Annotated in this window: 15 protein-coding genes; 9 read left to right on the top strand and 6 right to left on the bottom strand. The window is 45.8% G+C overall.

Features of this window, described 5'->3' with window-relative positions; genetic code table 11:
* Positions 1 to 4: 4 nt before the first annotated feature.
* From BT127_RS02110 to rnhA, 3 genes are read right to left on the bottom strand one after another with little or no spacing between them, the layout of a single operon-like run.
* Complete coding sequence (locus BT127_RS02110) at positions 5 to 403, bottom strand: hypothetical protein (RefSeq protein ID WP_075423378.1); 399 nt, start codon at positions 401 to 403, stop codon at positions 5 to 7.
* 12 nt (positions 404 to 415) lie between these two features.
* The gene (nifS, locus tag BT127_RS02105) at positions 416 to 1,606 is read right to left on the bottom strand and encodes a cysteine desulfurase NifS (RefSeq protein WP_075423377.1); all 1,191 of its coding nucleotides are present in this window, start codon (positions 1,604 to 1,606) and stop codon (positions 416 to 418) included.
* Positions 1,607 to 1,617: 11 nt separating this feature from the next.
* Positions 1,618 to 2,064 carry a ribonuclease HI gene (gene rnhA / locus BT127_RS02100; RefSeq protein ID WP_075423376.1) on the bottom strand — a complete coding sequence of 149 codons (447 nt, stop codon included), beginning with the start codon at positions 2,062 to 2,064 and terminating at the stop codon, positions 1,618 to 1,620.
* A gap of 392 nt (positions 2,065 to 2,456) precedes the next feature.
* Between rnhA and BT127_RS02095 the strand changes: the two genes are divergently transcribed.
* The 9 genes from BT127_RS02095 (at position 2,457) to BT127_RS16175 (ending at position 15,578) form a co-directional block, all read left to right on the top strand.
* A complete protein-coding gene (locus BT127_RS02095) occupies positions 2,457 to 3,818 on the top strand; it encodes a peptidoglycan DD-metalloendopeptidase family protein (protein ID WP_075423375.1) in 1,362 nt (453 codons plus the stop codon).
* A gap of 318 nt (positions 3,819 to 4,136) precedes the next feature.
* Positions 4,137 to 6,257 carry a glycoside hydrolase family 11 protein gene (locus tag BT127_RS02090; protein WP_075423374.1) on the top strand — a complete coding sequence of 707 codons (2,121 nt, stop codon included), beginning with the start codon at positions 4,137 to 4,139 and terminating at the stop codon, positions 6,255 to 6,257.
* A gap of 314 nt (positions 6,258 to 6,571) precedes the next feature.
* Complete coding sequence (locus BT127_RS02085) at positions 6,572 to 9,664, top strand: glycoside hydrolase family 11 protein (protein WP_075423373.1); 3,093 nt, start codon at positions 6,572 to 6,574, stop codon at positions 9,662 to 9,664.
* A gap of 224 nt (positions 9,665 to 9,888) precedes the next feature.
* Positions 9,889 to 10,353, top strand: a complete 465-nt coding sequence (locus BT127_RS02080) for a double zinc ribbon domain-containing protein (protein ID WP_082334861.1) — start codon at positions 9,889 to 9,891, stop codon at positions 10,351 to 10,353.
* A gap of 156 nt (positions 10,354 to 10,509) precedes the next feature.
* Positions 10,510 to 11,373: a class II fructose-1,6-bisphosphate aldolase gene (fba, locus tag BT127_RS02075; RefSeq protein WP_075423371.1), complete on the top strand. Its 864-nt coding sequence runs from the start codon at positions 10,510 to 10,512 to the stop codon at positions 11,371 to 11,373.
* 213 nt (positions 11,374 to 11,586) lie between these two features.
* Positions 11,587 to 12,108, top strand: coding sequence for a GNAT family N-acetyltransferase (locus BT127_RS02070; RefSeq protein WP_075423370.1), 522 nt, complete (start codon positions 11,587 to 11,589; stop codon positions 12,106 to 12,108).
* A complete protein-coding gene (locus BT127_RS02065; protein ID WP_075423369.1) occupies positions 12,105 to 13,529 on the top strand; it encodes a glycoside hydrolase family 16 protein in 1,425 nt (474 codons plus the stop codon). Before BT127_RS02070 ends, BT127_RS02065 begins: the two co-directional genes overlap by 4 nt.
* A gap of 128 nt (positions 13,530 to 13,657) precedes the next feature.
* Complete coding sequence (locus BT127_RS02060) at positions 13,658 to 14,329, top strand: dockerin type I domain-containing protein (protein WP_075423368.1); 672 nt, start codon at positions 13,658 to 13,660, stop codon at positions 14,327 to 14,329.
* Positions 14,330 to 14,429: 100 nt separating this feature from the next.
* Positions 14,430 to 15,578, top strand: a complete 1,149-nt coding sequence (locus BT127_RS16175) for a dockerin type I domain-containing protein (protein WP_082334859.1) — start codon at positions 14,430 to 14,432, stop codon at positions 15,576 to 15,578.
* Positions 15,579 to 15,919: 341 nt separating this feature from the next.
* Here BT127_RS16175 and BT127_RS02050 read toward each other — a convergent pair whose 3' ends face one another.
* The 3 genes from BT127_RS02050 to BT127_RS02040 form a co-directional block, all read right to left on the bottom strand.
* Entirely contained in the window at positions 15,920 to 16,858 is a 939-nt protein-coding gene (locus tag BT127_RS02050; protein ID WP_075423367.1) for a PPK2 family polyphosphate kinase, read from the bottom strand.
* A 107-nt stretch (positions 16,859 to 16,965) separates the two neighbouring features.
* Complete coding sequence (locus BT127_RS02045; protein ID WP_075423366.1) at positions 16,966 to 17,175, bottom strand: hypothetical protein; 210 nt, start codon at positions 17,173 to 17,175, stop codon at positions 16,966 to 16,968.
* Positions 17,176 to 17,251: 76 nt separating this feature from the next.
* The gene (locus BT127_RS02040; RefSeq protein ID WP_075423365.1) at positions 17,252 to 19,168 is read right to left on the bottom strand and encodes a cellulase family glycosylhydrolase; all 1,917 of its coding nucleotides are present in this window, start codon (positions 19,166 to 19,168) and stop codon (positions 17,252 to 17,254) included.
* Positions 19,169 to 19,298 lie beyond the last annotated feature (130 nt).

The following is a 19,298-nucleotide window of genomic DNA, read 5'->3' as shown; positions in this document are numbered from 1 at the left end:
TATATTACTCCTTTGCAATTTTTTTGATTATATCATTTCTTCTCAACTGCTTTTTCTCAGTATCCTTAAGCCACAATTCCGCCTTGCTGCCCTCGGAAACGCTGCTGACGTCCTTGCCGCAGAACTTTATAGCCGCTATCTCGCTGAATTCCGCATGTGCGCCGTTGTGTACTATCTCAACTCTGTCACCCGTGCGTAAAGTGCCCTCGGTAACAACGCCGTCCGCAGAAACACCTGTTTTCGATTCGTAAGAAGCCGCTATTATGAACTCAGCATATCCGTTTTCGTCTATGCGTGAATCTCCGTTGTATTCGTTTTCCTCATAATCACGCAGTTCCTTCTCGTCATCAGTCATGTAATCGTCAGGTCTGCGATCCCCGAACAGTTTGTCCAGAAGCCCCATATCATGTCCTCCTTATTCGTACTTTTCGCCCTTCATCATCTTTTCCCATACAGGGGACATCTCACGCAGACGTGCTACTACCTTAGGAACCACTTCAAGGATGTAGTCAACGTCCTCATCGGTAACGTCCTCCTCAATAGAAAGACGGAGCGAACCGTGTGCTATTTCGTGCTTAAGTCCGATAGACAGCAGTACGTGTGACGGATCAAGCGAACCCGAAGTGCAGGCTGAACCCGATGAACCGCATATGCCGTTCATATCGAGCATAAGGAGAAGCGACTCTCCCTCGATGCCCTCGAAGGATATATTCAGATTACCGGGAAGGCGCTTGTCCCTGTCGCCGTTGAGACGAGTGTATGGCAGTTTCAGCAGGCCGTCGATAAGTCTGTTCCTTCTTGGAGTTATAATGGCATTCTTCTCGGAAATATTGCGTGTAGCGGCCTCGATAGCGACACCGAGTCCCACGATAGCGGGTACATTTTCCGTACCTGCACGCTTTCCTCTTTCCTGACCGCCTCCGTGGATGAGGTTAGGAAGGCTGAGTCCCTTTCTCACGTAAAGAGCGCCGATGCCCTTCTGAGCGTGTATCTTGTGTCCCGAAAGTGAAAGCATATCTATATTCTGTGCGTGAACATCTATATCAATGTGTCCCACAGCCTGAACAGCATCCGTATGGAAGAGTACCTTTTTCTCCTTGCATATCGCACCTATCTCAGCTATCGGCTGGATAGTACCTATCTCGTTGTTTGCGTACATTATAGTTACAAGAGCTGTATCCTCTCGGATAGCCTTTTTAACATCCTCGGGATCGATAAGTCCCTTGTCGCTTACAGGGATGTAAGTTACCTCGAAGCCTTTTTTCTCAAGATCCTGGCAGGTGTGGAGTACAGCATGATGCTCGAAAACGGAAGTGATTATGTGCTTCTTTCCGCGCTTTGCCATAAGCTCCGCAGTGCCCTTTATAGCCCAGTTATCGGATTCCGAACCGCAGCTTGTAAAGAATATCTCTCTTGGCTCTGCACCGAGAGCAGCTGCTACCTTTTCTCTTGCGGTCTCAACGTCCTTCTGCGCATCACGTCCGAGCTTGTAGATACTCGAAGCGTTTCCGTAAGCCTCACGGAAGTGGGGCAGCATCGCATTAAGGACCTCCTCAGATACGGCAGTAGTAGCCGCATTATCCGCATAAATAAACCTCTTATCCATATCAACGCCTCCTAAAGCGAATATTTATCACGCTGTTGAACAGCAAGTCTGTCGCAGCGTTCGTTTTCGGGATGACCTGCATGACCTTTTACCCAGACAAATGTAACATCGTGTTTTTCAAGAAGCGGAAGGAGCTTCTCCCAAAGATCGACATTCAGTGCAGGTTTTTTGTCACTTTTTATCCAGCCTTTTTTCTTCCAGCCGTATACCCATCCCTTTGTGACACTGTCACAGACGTATTTACTATCGGTAGTAAGTATTACCTTACAAGGCTCTTTCAGAGCGGAAAGTCCTGCAATAACGCCCGAAAGCTCCATACGGTTATTGGTAGTTTCCTTTTCACCGCCTGAAAGCTCTTTTTCAACGCCTCCATAGCGAAGAACCACTCCGTAACCTCCGGGGCCGGGATTACCGCTGCAGGCACCGTCACTGTAAATCTCTACTGTTTTAATAGGAATTCACCTCTCAACAACGACCTGTAGCCAGGCCAGCATATCACAGATAATATTATATCCTATATTACATCGGTAAAGTAGGTTTGTTAACCGCTGTAAACATATAGTTGTTAGCAATAACTATCTTGTTAAAACTGCAACAATAAAACTGCCTTGAAGATTAATTATATGTATCTTTTATCCAATCAAAATAGGTTCATATGACAATGTACCGTGCGGAAATCTATGTGTAAATTATACAAAACGGTATATAAATAGTTAATTTTTAACAGCGGATATTATAATTTTATTTTGTAATCTTTGTAACCTGATTGACATTTTTTGGAAGATATGATACTATAAAAATTGCATGGTAAAGCCGAATTTTTGGGTTAAAACATTAAGGAGTGTGTCTCATGAAAAAAACTTTCAAAAATACATTGGCAGCCGTTCTTGCAGGTGCAGTTATATGCACAGCCCCTGCAAGCTTGTTAAACTCTTTTGCTGCAGTCAACGCCGTATGGCCTACTCAGCCTGAATTTACAATAATCACTACACCATTCGATCCAATGAGAAACGTGAACAACGTCTCGGGATATCATAACGCTATAGACATCCAGGCAGATTACGGCACAAACATATACGCAGCCTGTCCCGGAACAGTCAATTACGCAGGCTGGCTCGACGGATACGGCTATATAGTGATACTCTACCACGCAGACCTCGGAGTCTATACATTCTATGCTCATGCATCATCACTTCTCGTTTCAAGAGGCGAGTCGGTAAGTCAGGGACAAGTTATCGCCAAGATTGGAAGCACAGGCATTTCCTCGGGAAACCACCTTCATTTCGGCGTAAGCAGCAGTCTCGACGGTACAGGCTATCCTTCCGTAACATTCTACGATCCGCTGACTTATTTCACCTACACCGAAAATGTACCTGCCGCAAATGTACCTGTAACAAGCAATACAGGTTCGGATACATACACAGAGGGTGCACCTTCCTGCGGATGTTCCGAAGATTATGCAGGTGAATACACAACAAAGGGCGTTACCACCTATCTGAACATCAGATCGGGACACGGTTCATCATACGCAGCAGTGGGAAAAGTACCTGCAAACGCTCAGGTGAAAGTCACAAAGGCTGACGGAAGCTGGGCGCACGTTGAGTACAACGGAGTTTCAGGCTTCTGCTCTATGGATTACCTCCAGAAGATCAGCGACGTGGATTCCGATATGACTATCAGCGACGTTGCTGCTCCCGACGGACTTCTCGCAGTTAACACTTCCTTCGGTATCAGAGGAAATATCACCTCTGCACTTCCTATCACCAAGGTGTGGGGAGGAGTCTACACCTCCGACGGACAGCCTACAGCACAGTATGCCGAAGCAGAGCCGAATACCCGTACCTATGACCTTAAATCCTACTTTGACGGAAAGATAATTTTCAACCGACTTGCAGAGGGAAGCTACATCTTCCGCATCGAAGCAGAGGACACAAGCGGTCAGACCTACGAACTTATAAGCAACGAGTTCTTCGTAGGAAATGCATCCGCCGCTCCCGAAGCAGAAAAGGCTGATACTCCCGTACAGAAGGTCATCACAGGCGACCTTAACGGCGACAGCGAAGTAAATATCGCTGACGGAGTCATGCTTCAGAACTATCTGCTCCACAAAGCCGAGTTCACAGCAGACCAGTACATGGCTGCGGATATGAACGAAAACGGCTCTGTAGATGTTTTCGACATGATCGTAATGAAACAGGTAGTCACAGAATAAAAACGATACAAATTAAAGCCATAAGGACGAAGAACGTCTTTATGGCTTTTTTCTGTTAAAAAGATTGGTATTCAGATTGTCCACCAAATCTTCACTTTGTGGGTTGATGACCATACTTAAATTATGATATAATATTTGTTTTTAATAGCAAGAAACGCCCAGTTTCGGCTAATGCCGCAATTTTTGCACATTTGCACACCACATCTCACAAACAATGACTTGCATAATTCATAATTCAGAAATATAATATATTTAAAGAAATATAAAAGGGGAAACGGGCATCTATTCTATTCAATTAATCCAAAAGGAGGAATTCAAATGAACAGGAAGTTAAGATGTCTGTTAACAGGTTCACTGGCGGCTGCGGTTTGTGCGCTCAGTGTTCCTGCAATTCCTGCATCGGCCGGTGTCGAGCAGGATAAGGGCAAAACTTCTGACGGTTATGACTGGGAAATGTGGAACCAGGGCGGTCAGGGAAATACCACCATGGATCTCGGCACAGGCGGTGCCTTTTCATGCTCATGGAACGGTATTCAGAACTGCTTATTCCGTACAGGAAAAAAGCTCACAGACAAGCAAAATTACAAGACTTACGGCAAGATTACCATTGATTACGATGTTGATTACACACCGAACGGCAACTCCTACATGTGTGTGTACGGCTGGACAGAGAATCCTACTGTAGAATACTATATTGTAGAAGCATGGGGCGACTGGAGACCACCCGGAGAGCAGGGCGGCGGACTGGCTACTCTCAGCCTTGACGGAAAGACTTATAACGTCTATAAGTCCACAAGAGTCAATCAGCCTTCTATCCACGGTACAGAGACCTTCGATCAGTATTGGAGCGTCAACACAACAAACCCTGCAAGGGCTTACTCTCAGACAAATCTCAAGGGCACTGTAACCGTTTCAGATCATTTTGCAGCCTGGGAAAAAGCAAATCTTGATATGAGCGGTACTCTCTGGGAAGTTTCTCTTAACATTGAGGGATACATGTCCAACGGCGAAGCTAAGGTAAAGAAGAACGCTCTTACTATGGGCGGAAGTCCTTCACCAAGCACTACAACTCCCGAAACCGGCAACAACAATGAAACTCCGGGCAACAACAACGAAACTCCCGGAAACAGCAATACAAACAATCCCGGCTGGCAGATGCCGGGCAACTGGACCTTCCCGGGCAATGGCGAAAACGGCTGGACCTTCCCGGGCAACTGGACTTTCCCGGGAAACGATCCTGCACCTCAGCCTGCTACCGAGGCACCTACACAGGCTCCTCAGCCGGCTCAGCCGCAGTCAAACGTTATCATAGGCGATATCAACGGTGACGGCAAGGTAAATACCTTTGACGTTCTCGCTGCAAGAAGTCTCCTATTAAAGACAATGGCAGGAGCACAGTCAACAGAAGAAGCTGATACAAACGGCAACGGAAGCTATGAAATAGCTGATATCGTAACTCTTCAGGAATTCATATTCGGAAAGATAAATAAATTCCCTGAGCGTACACAGCAGCAGCAGCAGCCTCCAACCAACAATAATAACGACACGCCAAGCACACCAAGCACACCTTCCTCAGGAAGCATAAGCTCTGCTAAGGAGTATATGGAATTAGTAAAATCCAACTTCACAAAGGATGTTCCCGGAAATATCGGAAGCGCTTCCGACAAGGGCAAAACATCAAAGATCAAGTATTTCTCAAAGAAGGCTAACCGTGAAAAGCCTGCAAATATTTGGCTGCCTCCGAACTATTCAGAAAGCCAGAAATATCCTGTGCTTTACATGAATCATGGTGTAGGCGGCGGCGAGGACGATATGCTCGCTTCAGGCTGGGATATTCGTCAGATGGCTACCGCTCTTATCGAATCAGGCGAGGTAAAGCCATTCATCATCGTATTCCCACAGATGTACACAGATCCCGCATCCGAAAGAGGTTCTATAACTCAGGCCGGTATGGATCATTATGACGATTTCGTATACGATCTTACAGAGAGCCTTATGCCTTATATGTCCGAGCACTATTCAGTAGCCGAGGGACGTGAGAATACTGCTATCGCAGGCTTCTCAATGGGCGGAAGAGAATCACTCTACTGCGGACTTATGGTTCCCGATAAGATCGGTTATATCTGCGCTTCATCACCTGCCCCCGGTATCTTCCCGTGTCAGGATTCATTCCTCAACCACCGTGGAAGCTATGATCTCAGCGGCAAGGTAATGGGCGATTCAGACTTCAGATTCCCGTCAGGCAAGGAGCCGTACATCCTTATGATCGGCGGCGGAACAAATGACTTTGTTGTAGGAACTTTCCCTGAGCAGTATCACCAGAAGTTCGAGAAGAACGGTGTAGACCACTACTGGTTCTCTGTTCCGGGCGCAGGTCACGACGCAATTGTCGGAAAGCCTCTGTTCTACAACTACATGAAGAATCTGTTCAAAGCGTGATATCTACTTTTAAGCAGTCCTTATCTGCACACTTTTTGGAGGACTGCATTGAATACATTTCCGTATGATCGGATAACTTTATAACTTGTAAGGGACAAATCAGATAAGCCGCACTCTTTCGGGTGCGGCTTTTTCATCGCTATAAATGACAAATTGTAACAATTCACCGCAATAATTGAGCGTTTTGACATTCCTTTAAGCAAGAATTGTCTTGATTATTTAAGCAGTGTCCCATATAATAATAGTATAAGCGCAGTCTGACGGGACGTTAAGGTCATTCTGCATTAACGTTTTACAACAGAAGGAGGATGAATATGAAAAAACAATTGCTAAGCTTTATCACTGCATCGTTATGTGTTTTCGGCGGCGCACTGCCATACATTCCTGCATCAGAAACAATAACCGCTCAGGCAGCCGCATCACTGACCGATAACTTTGAATATGACGGCTATAATTACAGACTTTTCAGCGACAATGATCTGAAAGGTCTGAAGTACGAAAAAGGCAGTCAGGGAACTCTGAAAGGTTCGTGGGATAATATAACCGATGCTTTCATGGCAGTCGGAAAAGAGTTCGTAGAACAGGGTAAGACATACAGTGATATCGGCAGGATCAATATTGATTACGCAGTCGATATAGACGCCGATTCAGCTGTCTATTCCACGAAGAACGTCACTAATTCCTTTATCTACGGAGCTTATGGATTGTTTGAAAAACAGGATTCTGTATCTTCTCAGACTGAATGGTTCATTATAGACGGCAGAAGCAACTGGACACTGCCTTCAAAGGATGCAAAGCCTATGGGTTCACTCGACTCCAACGGCAACACTTACGATATTTATAAAACCCAGATATATTCTTCTCCCGGCGCTCCGCCTATCGTTCAGTACTGGAGCATAAGAAGAGTCAACCCCATATCCGATGGTCAGGTTTCCGCAAGCGGAAATATCTGTATCAACGATCATATGAAGGCGTGGAAGAAATGCGGTCTGGACGTTGATATACCGCTTTATTCCGTAAACACCTGCATCGAGGCTTTTAACGCAGAAAGCGGAAAATTCAGTATCACAAAGAATGACATCATCATAGACGGCGGCAAGGACGTTATAAAAGGCGATATAAACGGCGACAAGAAGGTAAACGTTTTCGACGTTGTACTGTTCCGCAAAGAGATCGCAAAGATACTCGGCGACGAGAAAGCTGTTTCAGAAGCCGACATCGACGGCGACGGAAAGGTAAGAATAAACGACCTTCTCCGACTTGCAAAATTCGTTACAGGAAAAACAGACCGCCTTGTGGACACATATGTAGAGCCAATAGGTACCGAAGTTCCGAGAACTACCGCTTCAAAGCCTGCTGTAACCACCACTGTAACTACTGTTACAGCTTTAGAACCAAATCTCGAGTATAGCAGTCAGGAAGTCAAAAACGGATACGCTTACCGTATATGGAATCAGGATCAGAACGATACCGCCGAGATCATCCCTTGGTATTCTGAACGTGATGGCGCATACATGTGCAACTGGATCGATACAGATAACGCTTTGTTTATGTCGGAAATGGCGGAAAGACCAAGTAAATTCGACCTCAGTACAGGTGACATCCTCGTGGACTATGACGCTGAGCTTGAAGCTCACGGCGGCGCTTCAGTCTCTGTATACGGCTGGTGCAAGAATCCTTACATCGAATGGTATATAGTCGAGGGACTTACCGATAACAGCATGTATTCCACTGAGAAATACAAGAATCTCGGTGCTTTCACTTCAAACGGCAAGACCTATGATGTATACCACACAATTGCCACTTCCTCACCTACTGTCCACAGATATGTATGCGTAAACCGCGACGGACTGCTGGATCAGGAAAATCGCAACTATATTTCAGGTACAGTGAATGTTACCGATTGCCTTACTCTTATGTCCGAGATTGCAAAATGCGATATCGGTCAGTTTATCGATGTTTCTCTCTGCGTTGAAGCTTTAAACAGCGAAGGCGGAGATGCATACATCAAAAAGAATGATATAATCATAAACGGCATCCCTTTCAACAAGCTGGATAAGCCTGAAGAACCCGAACAGCTCACCAACGTTGAAGAAATGGTAGATATCAAAACGATACAAAAGCTCGAATCCTACGATTATACAGCATCAATATACCGTCCTCTCAATTCGGATGAGACTGACAAAGTCAGCGGAGGTTTCGGATATGACGGTCAACAGATCAAGGGCGAATGGGATACAAAGCATCAGGCTTTCTTCGATTCATGCAAGCATATAGAAAGCCAGACCTATCCCGTAATAAACGACTTCACCGTTGAATATGATTGCTATATCAAGAGCCGCGGCGGTTTCGCATTAGGTGCTACAGCTGTATTCTTTGAACCCGATGCAGAATTCGATATTATCGAACACTATGGCGGTAACATCGACTTCGGCAAATACATAGGCGATATCTTTGTGGACAACGCTCTCTACAAGTTATACGTAAAACAGGGCGACGGTTCACACATCATCTACAGCTGTGTATCAAGCTCTGCTCACACTTCAGTTGAAAATTACAACACTCTCTACTCAGACAAGATCAATATCAACGCTTTCCTGAAAGCCGCTTCAAAATTTGAAGAAGTAGAACTCGGAAAGTTAAACACAGTTACAGCTACAGCTTATGCCGATAACGGTTCGGGAACACTCGAGCTCACAAAAACATTTATAACCGAGAAAAAGAGCGTTGAAACGATCAATTCCGAATTCGAGATGCAGGATGTTAACGGCACTTTAAAGGGCGAGGCTGATGGTTTTATCTTTGAAGCTTTCGCAGACAAAGGCTACAGAACCGATACTGATGTCAAGGTCGGATTCGGCGAACACGGCGGTCTCATGAGAGGCGTATGGAACTCTGACAGCGATGTTGTATTTACATCAGGTCAAAATATCGAAGAATTAGGGCTAAATCACAGGGCTTTGGTCGATTATGAATACACTGCTGCGGTCGATGCACCTTCTTCAAGCATATGGAATCTGGGTGTTCAGCTTCTTTTCCAAAACAAGCAGGCTGAAGTTGATATAATAGATTACTACAGCGGCTGGAATCCTACGGAAAATTCCGATAAGATAGGTACAATCAAAGTTAAGACCGAAACTTATACAGTCTACAAGGAAAAAACAAAATATCCCACTACAGCGGCGAACAGATTAACAAGATATATCCTGCTTTCTTCGCCCAATAGGTATTATCCGGATTCAGAAACAGTCAGCAGAAAGGTCGATATCAAAAGCGCTGTTGCAGGACTGCTTGATTGCGGTATCAATCTTACTTTAGACGATGCAACATACATGGGCATCAAGTTCAACGCCTTCGATTGCAACGGAAGCTACTCACTGATAAATCAGCAGACTTCAATATGGTGATACAAGAAGCATCATAAAATAAGCTTTTCACACAACTCTTCATAAAATGGAAAAGGCCGTACACTTATGTGTACGGTTTTTTCTTATTATTTAGCTTAACGGTTAGCAACTACACACAAAAAACCGAATTTTCCATTATAAGGATTAGACAAAAATATTCTCCTTGTATTAAAAGCAGTTGACACTATGCACAATAAGAGCTATAATATTATTGAGGTGATCTTATGTCGATAATTATTATAATAGCAGGTTTAATGATCTCATTCAGCGGATACTTCGTGAAAGAATCGAGGCTGACTCTCATCGAAGACGCAAAAGCCTACGGAAACGGCACCGATTACTTTGACCATGATCTCGCTCAGGCACAGAAGATAATCAACATCTCAAACGTCCTGATAGTGGTCGGCATCATCGTTGTCATTGTGGGAATTGCTCTGACTGTCCGCAATATGCTCCACAGAAACGATCCGGCAAAGCAGGATAACTCCCCCGATAAGAAGCTTATCTGCTTCAAGTGCGGCATGGAGATATCAAGAACTCAGCGGACTTGCCTTAAATGCAACAACGATCTCGTTATGCAGCGCAAGCTCTATAAACAGAACCTTATAAGGTGTCCTTCATGCGGACATCTCGTTAAAGCCGGCGAAGATAACTGTCCTTCCTGCGGCGGAGAAATGATAAAAATATAGTTTTTTCAAAAAGGACGTTTTTGCGTCCTTTTTGTGTTTTGTTGCACTTTTTGCTAAATTTATCATAACCCCTTGCAATTTCAGTAAAAGTATGTTACAATGTTAACGATAGGGCTTTATCTGCCTTATACTGAAAAATATGGAGGAATCTTTTTTATGTTAGTTTCAGCTACAGAAATGCTTCAGAAAGCAAGAGCTGGCAAGTATGCAGTAGGTCAGTTCAACATCAACAACCTCGAGTGGACAAAGGCTATCCTTCTCACTGCTCAGGAACTCAATTCCCCTGTTATCCTCGGTGTTTCTGAGGGCGCAGGCAAGTATATGTGCGGCTTCGAGACAGTTGCTGCTATGGTTGCTGCTATGGACAAGTCTCTCGGCATCACTGTTCCGGTTGCTCTTCACCTCGATCACGGCTCATATGAGGGCTGCTACAAGTGCATCAAGGCTGGATTTACTTCTATCATGTTCGACGGCTCACACTTCCCGATCGACGAGAACGTTGCTAAGACTACAGAGCTCGTAAACGTTGCTCACGGTCTCGGCCTTTCTATCGAGGCAGAGGTCGGCGCTATCGGCGGTGAGGAAGACGGCGTTATCGGTAAGGGCGAGTGCGCTGATCCTCAGGAGTGCAAGCAGATCGCTGATCTCGGCGTAGACTTCCTCGCAGCAGGTATCGGTAACATCCACGGTGTATATCCTGCAAACTGGGAAGGCCTCAGCTTTGATACTCTCGAAGCAATCAACAAGACTGTTGGCGAGATGCCACTCGTTCTCCACGGCGGTACAGGTATCCCTGACGATCAGATCACAAAGGCTATCTCTCTCGGCGTTGCTAAGATCAACGTTAACACAGAGTGCCAGCTCGTATTCGCAGAGGCTACAAGAGGCTATATTGAAGCAGGCAAGGATCAGCAGGGTAAGGGCTTCGATCCAAGAAAGCTTCTTGCTCCCGGCGTTGAGGCAATCAAGGCTAAGGTCAAGGAGAAGATGGAACTCTTCGGAAGCGTTAACAAGGCTTGATCGGCTGATACTTACAATCTCATATAACTGTATGGACCTTATGGTCCGCAACAAAGATTTTTCTGAAGGACGTTTCTGCCACTGCGGCGGAAACGTCTTTTTTTCGCCTTTACTGATACGTTTTTCCTCTTATTTTTCATATGCATTTATGTTGACAAAATACGGAGCTTATGCTAAAATGACCTTAACACAGAGTTACAAAGGAGGTTTATTATGCGGCTCAGACCATTTATATTATCCGCAGATTTCGATTACATAAAAAACTGGATAACCGATGAGAGAACTCACGCAATGTGGAGTGCAAATCACGCTCCTTACCCCCTTGAAAAGACGGCTTTCGCCGATTTTCTCGACTTTATATACCAGAAATACGGTGACTGTCCATTCGTGGCAACTGCCGACGACGGAACTATAGTCGGCTTTATATGCTGTTCCATAAATCCCGAAAGCAACGAGGCTATGCTTGCATTTGTCATGATCGATCCCGCTCAGCGAGGCAATGGCTACGGAAGGAAAATGGTAAGGCTTGCCGCTGAATACTGCTTCAGTATGCTGAAAGCCGACGCTGTACAGCTCAATGTATTCACCTCAAACGAAAGAGCAAGAAAGTGCTATGAAAGTGCAGGCTTCACCGAAAGGCATACAACTCCCGAAGCATTTCCCTTCGGCGATGAAAAGTGGGGCAGATGCAACATGATAATGAAAAAACAGGACTTTTACGGAGGAAGACCATGAATATAAAAAAATTGACCGCATGTGCTTCTGCGGTACTGACACTTCTCGGCAGCATGAGCCTGAATGCGCTTTGTGCCGTTGATATGGACTATTCCGGTGACGGTATAGTCAGCACCTTCGACATGATCGGCGCAAGGAACTCAGGAAACGAAAAAGCAATGAAAAAACTGGAGGACTTTCTGTTCTGCCGTCCCTCCGACGGAAACGGCTACACCCTTCAGTGGAGCGACGAATTCGACGGTGATTCGCTGGATATGTCCAAGTGGTCCTACGAGCTTGGCAACTGGAAGCTCGATGCCGCAGGAAACTACATAACAGGCGGCTGGGGCAACAACGAACAGGAATTCTACACCGACTGCAATACCACCGTAAAAGACGGCGTCCTAACTATCGCTGCACGTCACGAGAACTGGTCCGATCCCGTTCAGGGAAACTACGAATACACCTCGGGACGTCTTAGCACTCAGAACAAGTTCTCTGTATGCGGCGGACGTATAGAAGTCAGGGCTAAGTGCGACTCGGGCAAGTCCCTCTGGCCTGCGATATGGATGCTTCCCGAGGACAGCGTTTACGGTACATGGGCGGCTTCGGGCGAGATAGATATTATGGAGGGCTGGGGAAGCACTCCCGACAAGATCTGCGGCACTATCCATTTCGGCGACGTATGGCCAAATAACACATACCTCACCAACGACTACATCTTCCCCGAGGGCAATTCCACCGAAAACTGGCACACCTACTCCATAGAGTGGGACAGCAGTGAGATGCGCTGGTATGTGGATGATACTCTCTACAGCACACAGTCCGACTGGTACTCCGTAAACAGGAAGTACCCTGCACCGTTCGACCAGAATTTCTATATTATCCTCAACCTTGCAGTAGGAGGTCACTTCGACGGCATTGACGGTATCTACGGTGATCCTGCTACATTCGCAGACGGCGAGCGCTGTTTCGATATCGATTACGTCCGCGTATACAGCAAGGACGGTTCGGACTTTGCACCTACAGTTCAGACCTCACGCTCGCTTGAACTCTACACCGAAGGTTCGGATGCAGGGCTCACCAACAAGGACGGCTGTTCAGTTGTAAGCATCGGCAATGTGGGAAGCCTTGAATACGGCGTTATGGGACTTATCCGCGCTCAGGATGTCCACGCAGGCGAAACATGGAACCTCAGCTTCCGTGCATCTTCTACCGCAGAACGTGACATGATAGTTACCATCGAGGACAGCGCCTACACCCGTTACCTTGACGAAAAAGTAAGCGTCAGCGCCGCTGACACCGCATACAGCTATGATATCACTTTCACGGGAGATATGTCCGCCGATATCAAGTTCCAGCTTGGAAATATCGGAAATGCCGCAGCTGTCGGTGCTCACGACGTTACCATTTCGGATATCAGCTGGACTAAAAAACAATAACATTTCGCCTGAAAACGGAACAATTGAACATTGTTAACAATATATGCGTAGATTAATTAAATGTAATGTGATACAATCAAGGTATGATAGCGGTTTATTTGCATTACTGCTATGTTAGGAGGAAAAATATGAAAAGGAAACATACGGCAGCTGCTCTTTTACTTGCTGTCTGCATGTCATTCGGTGCATATATGCCTGCATCGGCATCTGCTGCCGATATTAACTACGGCGATGTGAACCTCGACGGCAAGGTCGATTCTTCGGATGCCACAGAGGTGCTTATAACCTACTCCCGACTTTCAACAGGTTCGCACTCCCTGCTTTCCGCAGCTCAGGAAACTGCGGGAGACCTGACGGGCGACGGTAAACTGGATGCTTCCGATGCTACCATGATACTGCAATACTACTCCTATCTTGCAACAGGCGGTCAGAACGGCTATACAGGCTTCATCGGAGGAACGGAAAACGAGAAGTTCAACGGCAAGTGGGAAGGCGAAAAGGCTGTTATCAGCGGACTTGCCACAATAAGAAGCTACAAAGGCAAGCCTATGTATGAACTGTTTGCACTGGAAATAAACGGCGATGATATAAAGCTTCATTCCAAATATAATGATCCCAATGGTAAAACCCTTAAAATGGATTCCGAGTTTGTCGGCGATTCGCTGAAAATATCTGCCAACAGCTACACTGCTCTCCTGACGCTTGAAAACGGCATGATAAAAATGGAAGGCGATTATTCGGACTATGCAGTGACCGTATACATGAAAAAGGTGGACAGCTTCACCGCAGATTTCCAATAAGAATAATTGGTGCTTCCCATCAAAGAGTTGACTATGCATCAATTAAGTGATATAATAAACTAAAGGATGCACCGCATCCGACCATAAAGGAGGAATTAACATGAAATTCAAGAAAATCATCGCTCTGGCAGCAGCATTACAGCTCGCTGCAGCAGGAAGTGCATTCGCAGTAAGCGCATTGACTGCAAACGCTGCATCAGTAGACGCTTTATCCGTATCTTCAGTTAAAACAGCAGATGCTGCATTAAAGATACGCCTCGATAAGACTGTCAGCGGCAAGAACGTAACTATAAATGCTGTTGTTGACAGCGAAGGAACATTCGATGTATCAGGCTTCCAGTTCGTTATCAATTCACCTGATGCTCTCAAGTACGTTTCTTCATCACTTGGCAGCGGCTTTACAGGCGAATTCCACTGTAACGACAAGGAAGTTGCCTTCGCAAATCAGGCAGGCGATACAAAGAGCGTAAAGAAGGGCGATATCCTCGCTACTATTAATTACGAGGCTGAAAAGGAATATAAGTCATACGACGTTAACATCATGGACGTTTACGTAACAGGTACCGACGGCAAAACTCTGGCTGACTCTTCAGCAGACACTTCAAAGCCGGGTATTACATTCACACAGGCTGTCAATTCCGACGGCAAGACTGTCATAAACGTTACAGCAGGTCCTCTCAACGGAAAGTCACTTTCTATGGCAGGCTACCAGTTCAATATAAGCAAGGATGTCAAGGTAGTATCTGCCTCTGAAGGTCTCGGCTGGACAAATCCTCAGACTTTTGTCGGAAATACAAAAACAAATGAATTTGCATGGGCTGTTACCTCAGGAACAGAAAGCTATACAGAAGGTTTCCAGATCGCAACCATTACACTTGACAAGGCATATCCCGACGGAGCATGGAAGCCAACTGATATTATGATAGTCAATGACAAGGGCGAGAACATAACCGATTCTATAAACTATGTTTTCTCAGATGAAGCTAAGGGTTCAGTCGATGATGACTTCATGCTCGGCGACGTTACCCTCGATAAGAAGGTAAACGCATCAGATGCTACAGAGATACTTGCTGCATATTCAAGGATCTCAACAGGTGAGCCTATAGGTCTCAACGACAAGCAGAAAAAGGCTGCCGAGGTCATCAAGGACGGAAAGATAGACGCAAGTGACGCAACAGCTGTCCTTCAGTACTATTCATTCCTCTCAACAGGCGGAACAGGAAGCCTTGAGAAGTATCTCGGACTCTGATAACTGTATCATATGATAAAACTACAGCCATAGCAAAGATACTTATATAGAAGAATTATATGTATTATCGGGGGAAACCTTTCTGAGGAAAGGTTCTCCCCCGAACCCCTTTCCAAAGACTTTATGCCCCAAATTTTCAGCCTTACAGGGTGCTTCCTCTATGTTTAACTAACCCCATAGTTTTACCTAAGCACCCTGTAAGGCTGAAAATTTAAAGTTAATGCTTTACAAAGAAATAGAGGAAAACCATTTTCAAAAGGGTTTTCCTCTATAACTCACATATAAACCTCTATACAAGTATCACCATTAAAGAATAGCTATACTTATTTATGGCTGTTTCATTATTTCTTGGATTTTTTCTTCTTTTTTGGTTCTTCGGACTTTTCTTCCTTTACCTCATCCTTTTTTTCAAGGTCTGCTTTCAGTATCTCCCTGCACTCGTCAAGCTTTGCCTTCTCCTCATCGGGAAGCTCGGGGTACTGCGGATCACTTGCCTTAAGAGCGTCGATAAGTATCTCGGTTATGAGATAGCGTGTATACCAGCGCTGATCTCCAGGAAGCACATACCACGGACTCTGCTTGGTAGAGGTCTTGTTTATAACCTCGTTGAAGCAGTCAAGATATGCATCGAACTTGTCCCTGACCTTAAGATCGTCGGAACGGAACTTCCAGTTCTTCTCCGGCAGCTCGATACGCTCCAGAAGCTGTTCTGTCTGCTCCTCCTTGGTTATATGCAGGAATATCTTTACAACACGATAGCTGTTCTCATAGAGGTACTGCTCGAAGTTGTTAACCTGTTCATAGCGCTTCTCGAAGAACTTCTTGTCCGATTCGCCGATAACTCTCTCGGACATATGGTAATGGGGCTTTATATTCTCGACCTGCACCGTGATAAGGTCCTCATAGTGGCTGCGGTTGAAAACGACTATCTCGCCGCGTCTCGGGATGTTCTGGTGGATACGCCAGAGGTAATCATGTGCAAGCTCCTCGGAAGTCGGAGCCTTATAGGAATGTATCCTGACGCCCTGGGGATTTATGCCGCTGAACACATTCTTTATCGCAGAGTCCTTGCCTGAAGCGTCAAGAGCCTGGAACACCACGATAAGTCCCTCATGGGCATCAGCGTAGTATTTATCCTGAAGCTCGGCTAAAATGCGCTTGTTTTCTTCGTATTTCTGTAATATCTCTTCCTTGTCCGCCTTATCAGCCTTGCTGTCGGTAGGGAGTTTTCTTATATCGATCTTTTTACTGCCGTTTACGGCGTACTTATCCGCCTTCATCAAAACACGTCCTTTCGGAAAATAGTGGGAGCTGAGCTCCGTCCCTCTTATTATATCACATAATTTATCAAGAGTAAAGAAAAAATTTGTAAAAATCCACGTAAATTTTAAAGGCATGAGGGATCATCCTCATGCCTTTCGTCATACTCATTAAGTTTCTGCACTGCCGCTGCCAATGACCGGTTATACTGATACAGTCTTCCACCCTTGCAGCGATCGCAGCTTCCGTGGTTGCAGCACTGCGAATCATAGGCTTTAACGCCCTTATACTGCTTACGGTGCTCTTTTCCGTGAATTATAGCTTTGTTAAGGGACATTTTCCACAGCTCCTTTCATCATCGGACAGCAATGCAGTTTTCAAAAAGGGCGGATAAGACATCCGCCCCTTGAAAATTACTCTTTGTATGGAAGTGAACTTATCTGCTTAGCATCAAGCATCTGTATAGCAAGAGCGTCCTTGCCTGTTATGCCGTCTCCGGGATTATAGCAGTCAGCGTTCTTTGCTGCCGCTTCATTAAGAGGATACTTTCTTGCGTTTGCAATGTTCTGGAGTATCAGAAGTGCATCCGAAAGATTGACATTACCGTCGAGAGTAGCATCTCCGTAAACAACAGCTGAATTTGGTACATCAGCATTTGTCGGATCAACAGACTTTTCTGCTGTAGTAACAGGAACAGTAGTTACAGCCTTTGTTGTTGTATTGACAGCCGCTGTAGTTACGGGAGCAGTAGTTGCAGGCTTTGTTGCGTCTGCAATGATAGGTGTTCCGTTTCCTGCCTTGCCGCCGTCGAGATTACTCTTGTCTCCAGATGAATAGAACTGGTTAAGCGAAACACCGTTCTGTCCGAGTGCAGTCTGGTGATCGAGACCGATGTACTTGCCGCCTGATGTCTGCCAGAGAGACTCCTCAAACAGTCCGTACTTGTCAGCATCCCAGTTCATGAATGTAGAATCGAGAAGTCCGCCTGTATCGCCTGAGTTAGGATTGATACACCAGAATGTATGGTTGATGTGATGAGATATCATGTAGTCACGGAGAAGCTCCATCCACTTCTGATTCTTGCCAGCATCCATATGACCGCCCCACTCACCGATAAGAAGCGGAGCTATATCGTCTTCGTTGATATATGCCCATGTCTCGCGCCAGTAGTCATCAAGAAGCGTATTGGTATCAAAGTTCTTGTCGAACCAGGACTGTGCATATACTGACGGGCCGTAATCGTGCGGTGAATAAACTATCTGTCCCGAGTCGGGAAGTACAGGAAGGTCCTTTACGCCGCGGAGGTTTCCGCCCCACCATGCGCCGTACCATCTTTCCTCGCCCTTTGCAGGCTGGAATTTATCGGGATCGTTCCATGTTATGCCCTTGCCGATCATAGGTGACTGCTCGATACCTTCAACGAGGATAAGTGCGTGAGGATTTACTGCAAGGATAGACTTTGCACACTCTTCAGCAGAGTATTTCCAGTTGTTCTTATCAGTTGAATCGTCCCATTTAGCCATATTTGCAGGGCAAGTATTTCCGCTGTAGCCGCGCTTGCCGTGGGGCTCGTTTTTAAGGTCGTAAGCAAGGATAGTATCATCGTTTGCATACTGTTCTGCAAGCCATGTGATAGAGTCCTTCCAGTCATCCCATGTTATCTCCTTCTTGGAGAAGTGTCCTGTAGCCATGCCGTCGCAGTCATCAGCAGTCGGCTCGTAGTACCACAGGTTGTAGTTATGTCCCGAGTTGTGTGATGCAGGGCTGTGAACGTCGATAAGAGCCTTAACGCCGTACTTTTTGCACTTCTGCATTATTACCTTGAATATCTCATAGCTATCCTTGAGTGTCTTGCCGTCAGCCTCGCAGAATTCACGGTTGATGTTGCCGTATTTACCTGCGGGAGTTATGGTTCCGTCCTCGCCTACTTCATCCTGGGGAGGATTATAGCTTGCCTGTACAGAAGCTACAGGAAGCGGAGAGCCGTCCATCCATGAGAGCAGCAGCTCTGTTGAAATAGGGAAACGGATGATGTTGATACCGTGGTCGGCAATAGTCGAGAGCATGTCATCAACGTCTCTCGCATAGAGTCCGTGAGGAACGTTCTCCGTACAGTTCATACCGAACCAGTTAGCGCCTGTGAGCCAGACCTCATTGCCTGCCGAGTCGTAGAGACGGCTTCCTACTGCGTGGAGCCAGTCGTCATTTCCGTCATCAACAGCGACAGCTGTGCTGAGTTCTGCTGCGGACATCGGCAGTGATGCAGCTGAACCTGTCAGCGCAAGTACTGCTGATGCAAGAAATGCAGCAGCTTTTCTTGTTTTCTTCATAATAGATTACCCCTCTCATTATGCACGCTTTTATGCATGCTTACTACTTTTATTCTATCATTTATTTGCCTGATTGTCAATATATATCCGCTTATCCGATGCGGCAAAAGATTTCGTATGTTAACATAAA

Origin of the sequence: Ruminococcus sp. XPD3002 (assembly GCA_900119535.1) — a bacterium.
Classification (GTDB): domain Bacteria; phylum Bacillota; class Clostridia; order Oscillospirales; family Ruminococcaceae; genus Ruminococcus; species Ruminococcus flavefaciens_H.
Note: the sequence above shows the minus strand (reverse complement) of the source record. Positions and strands in the feature narration are given on the sequence as shown.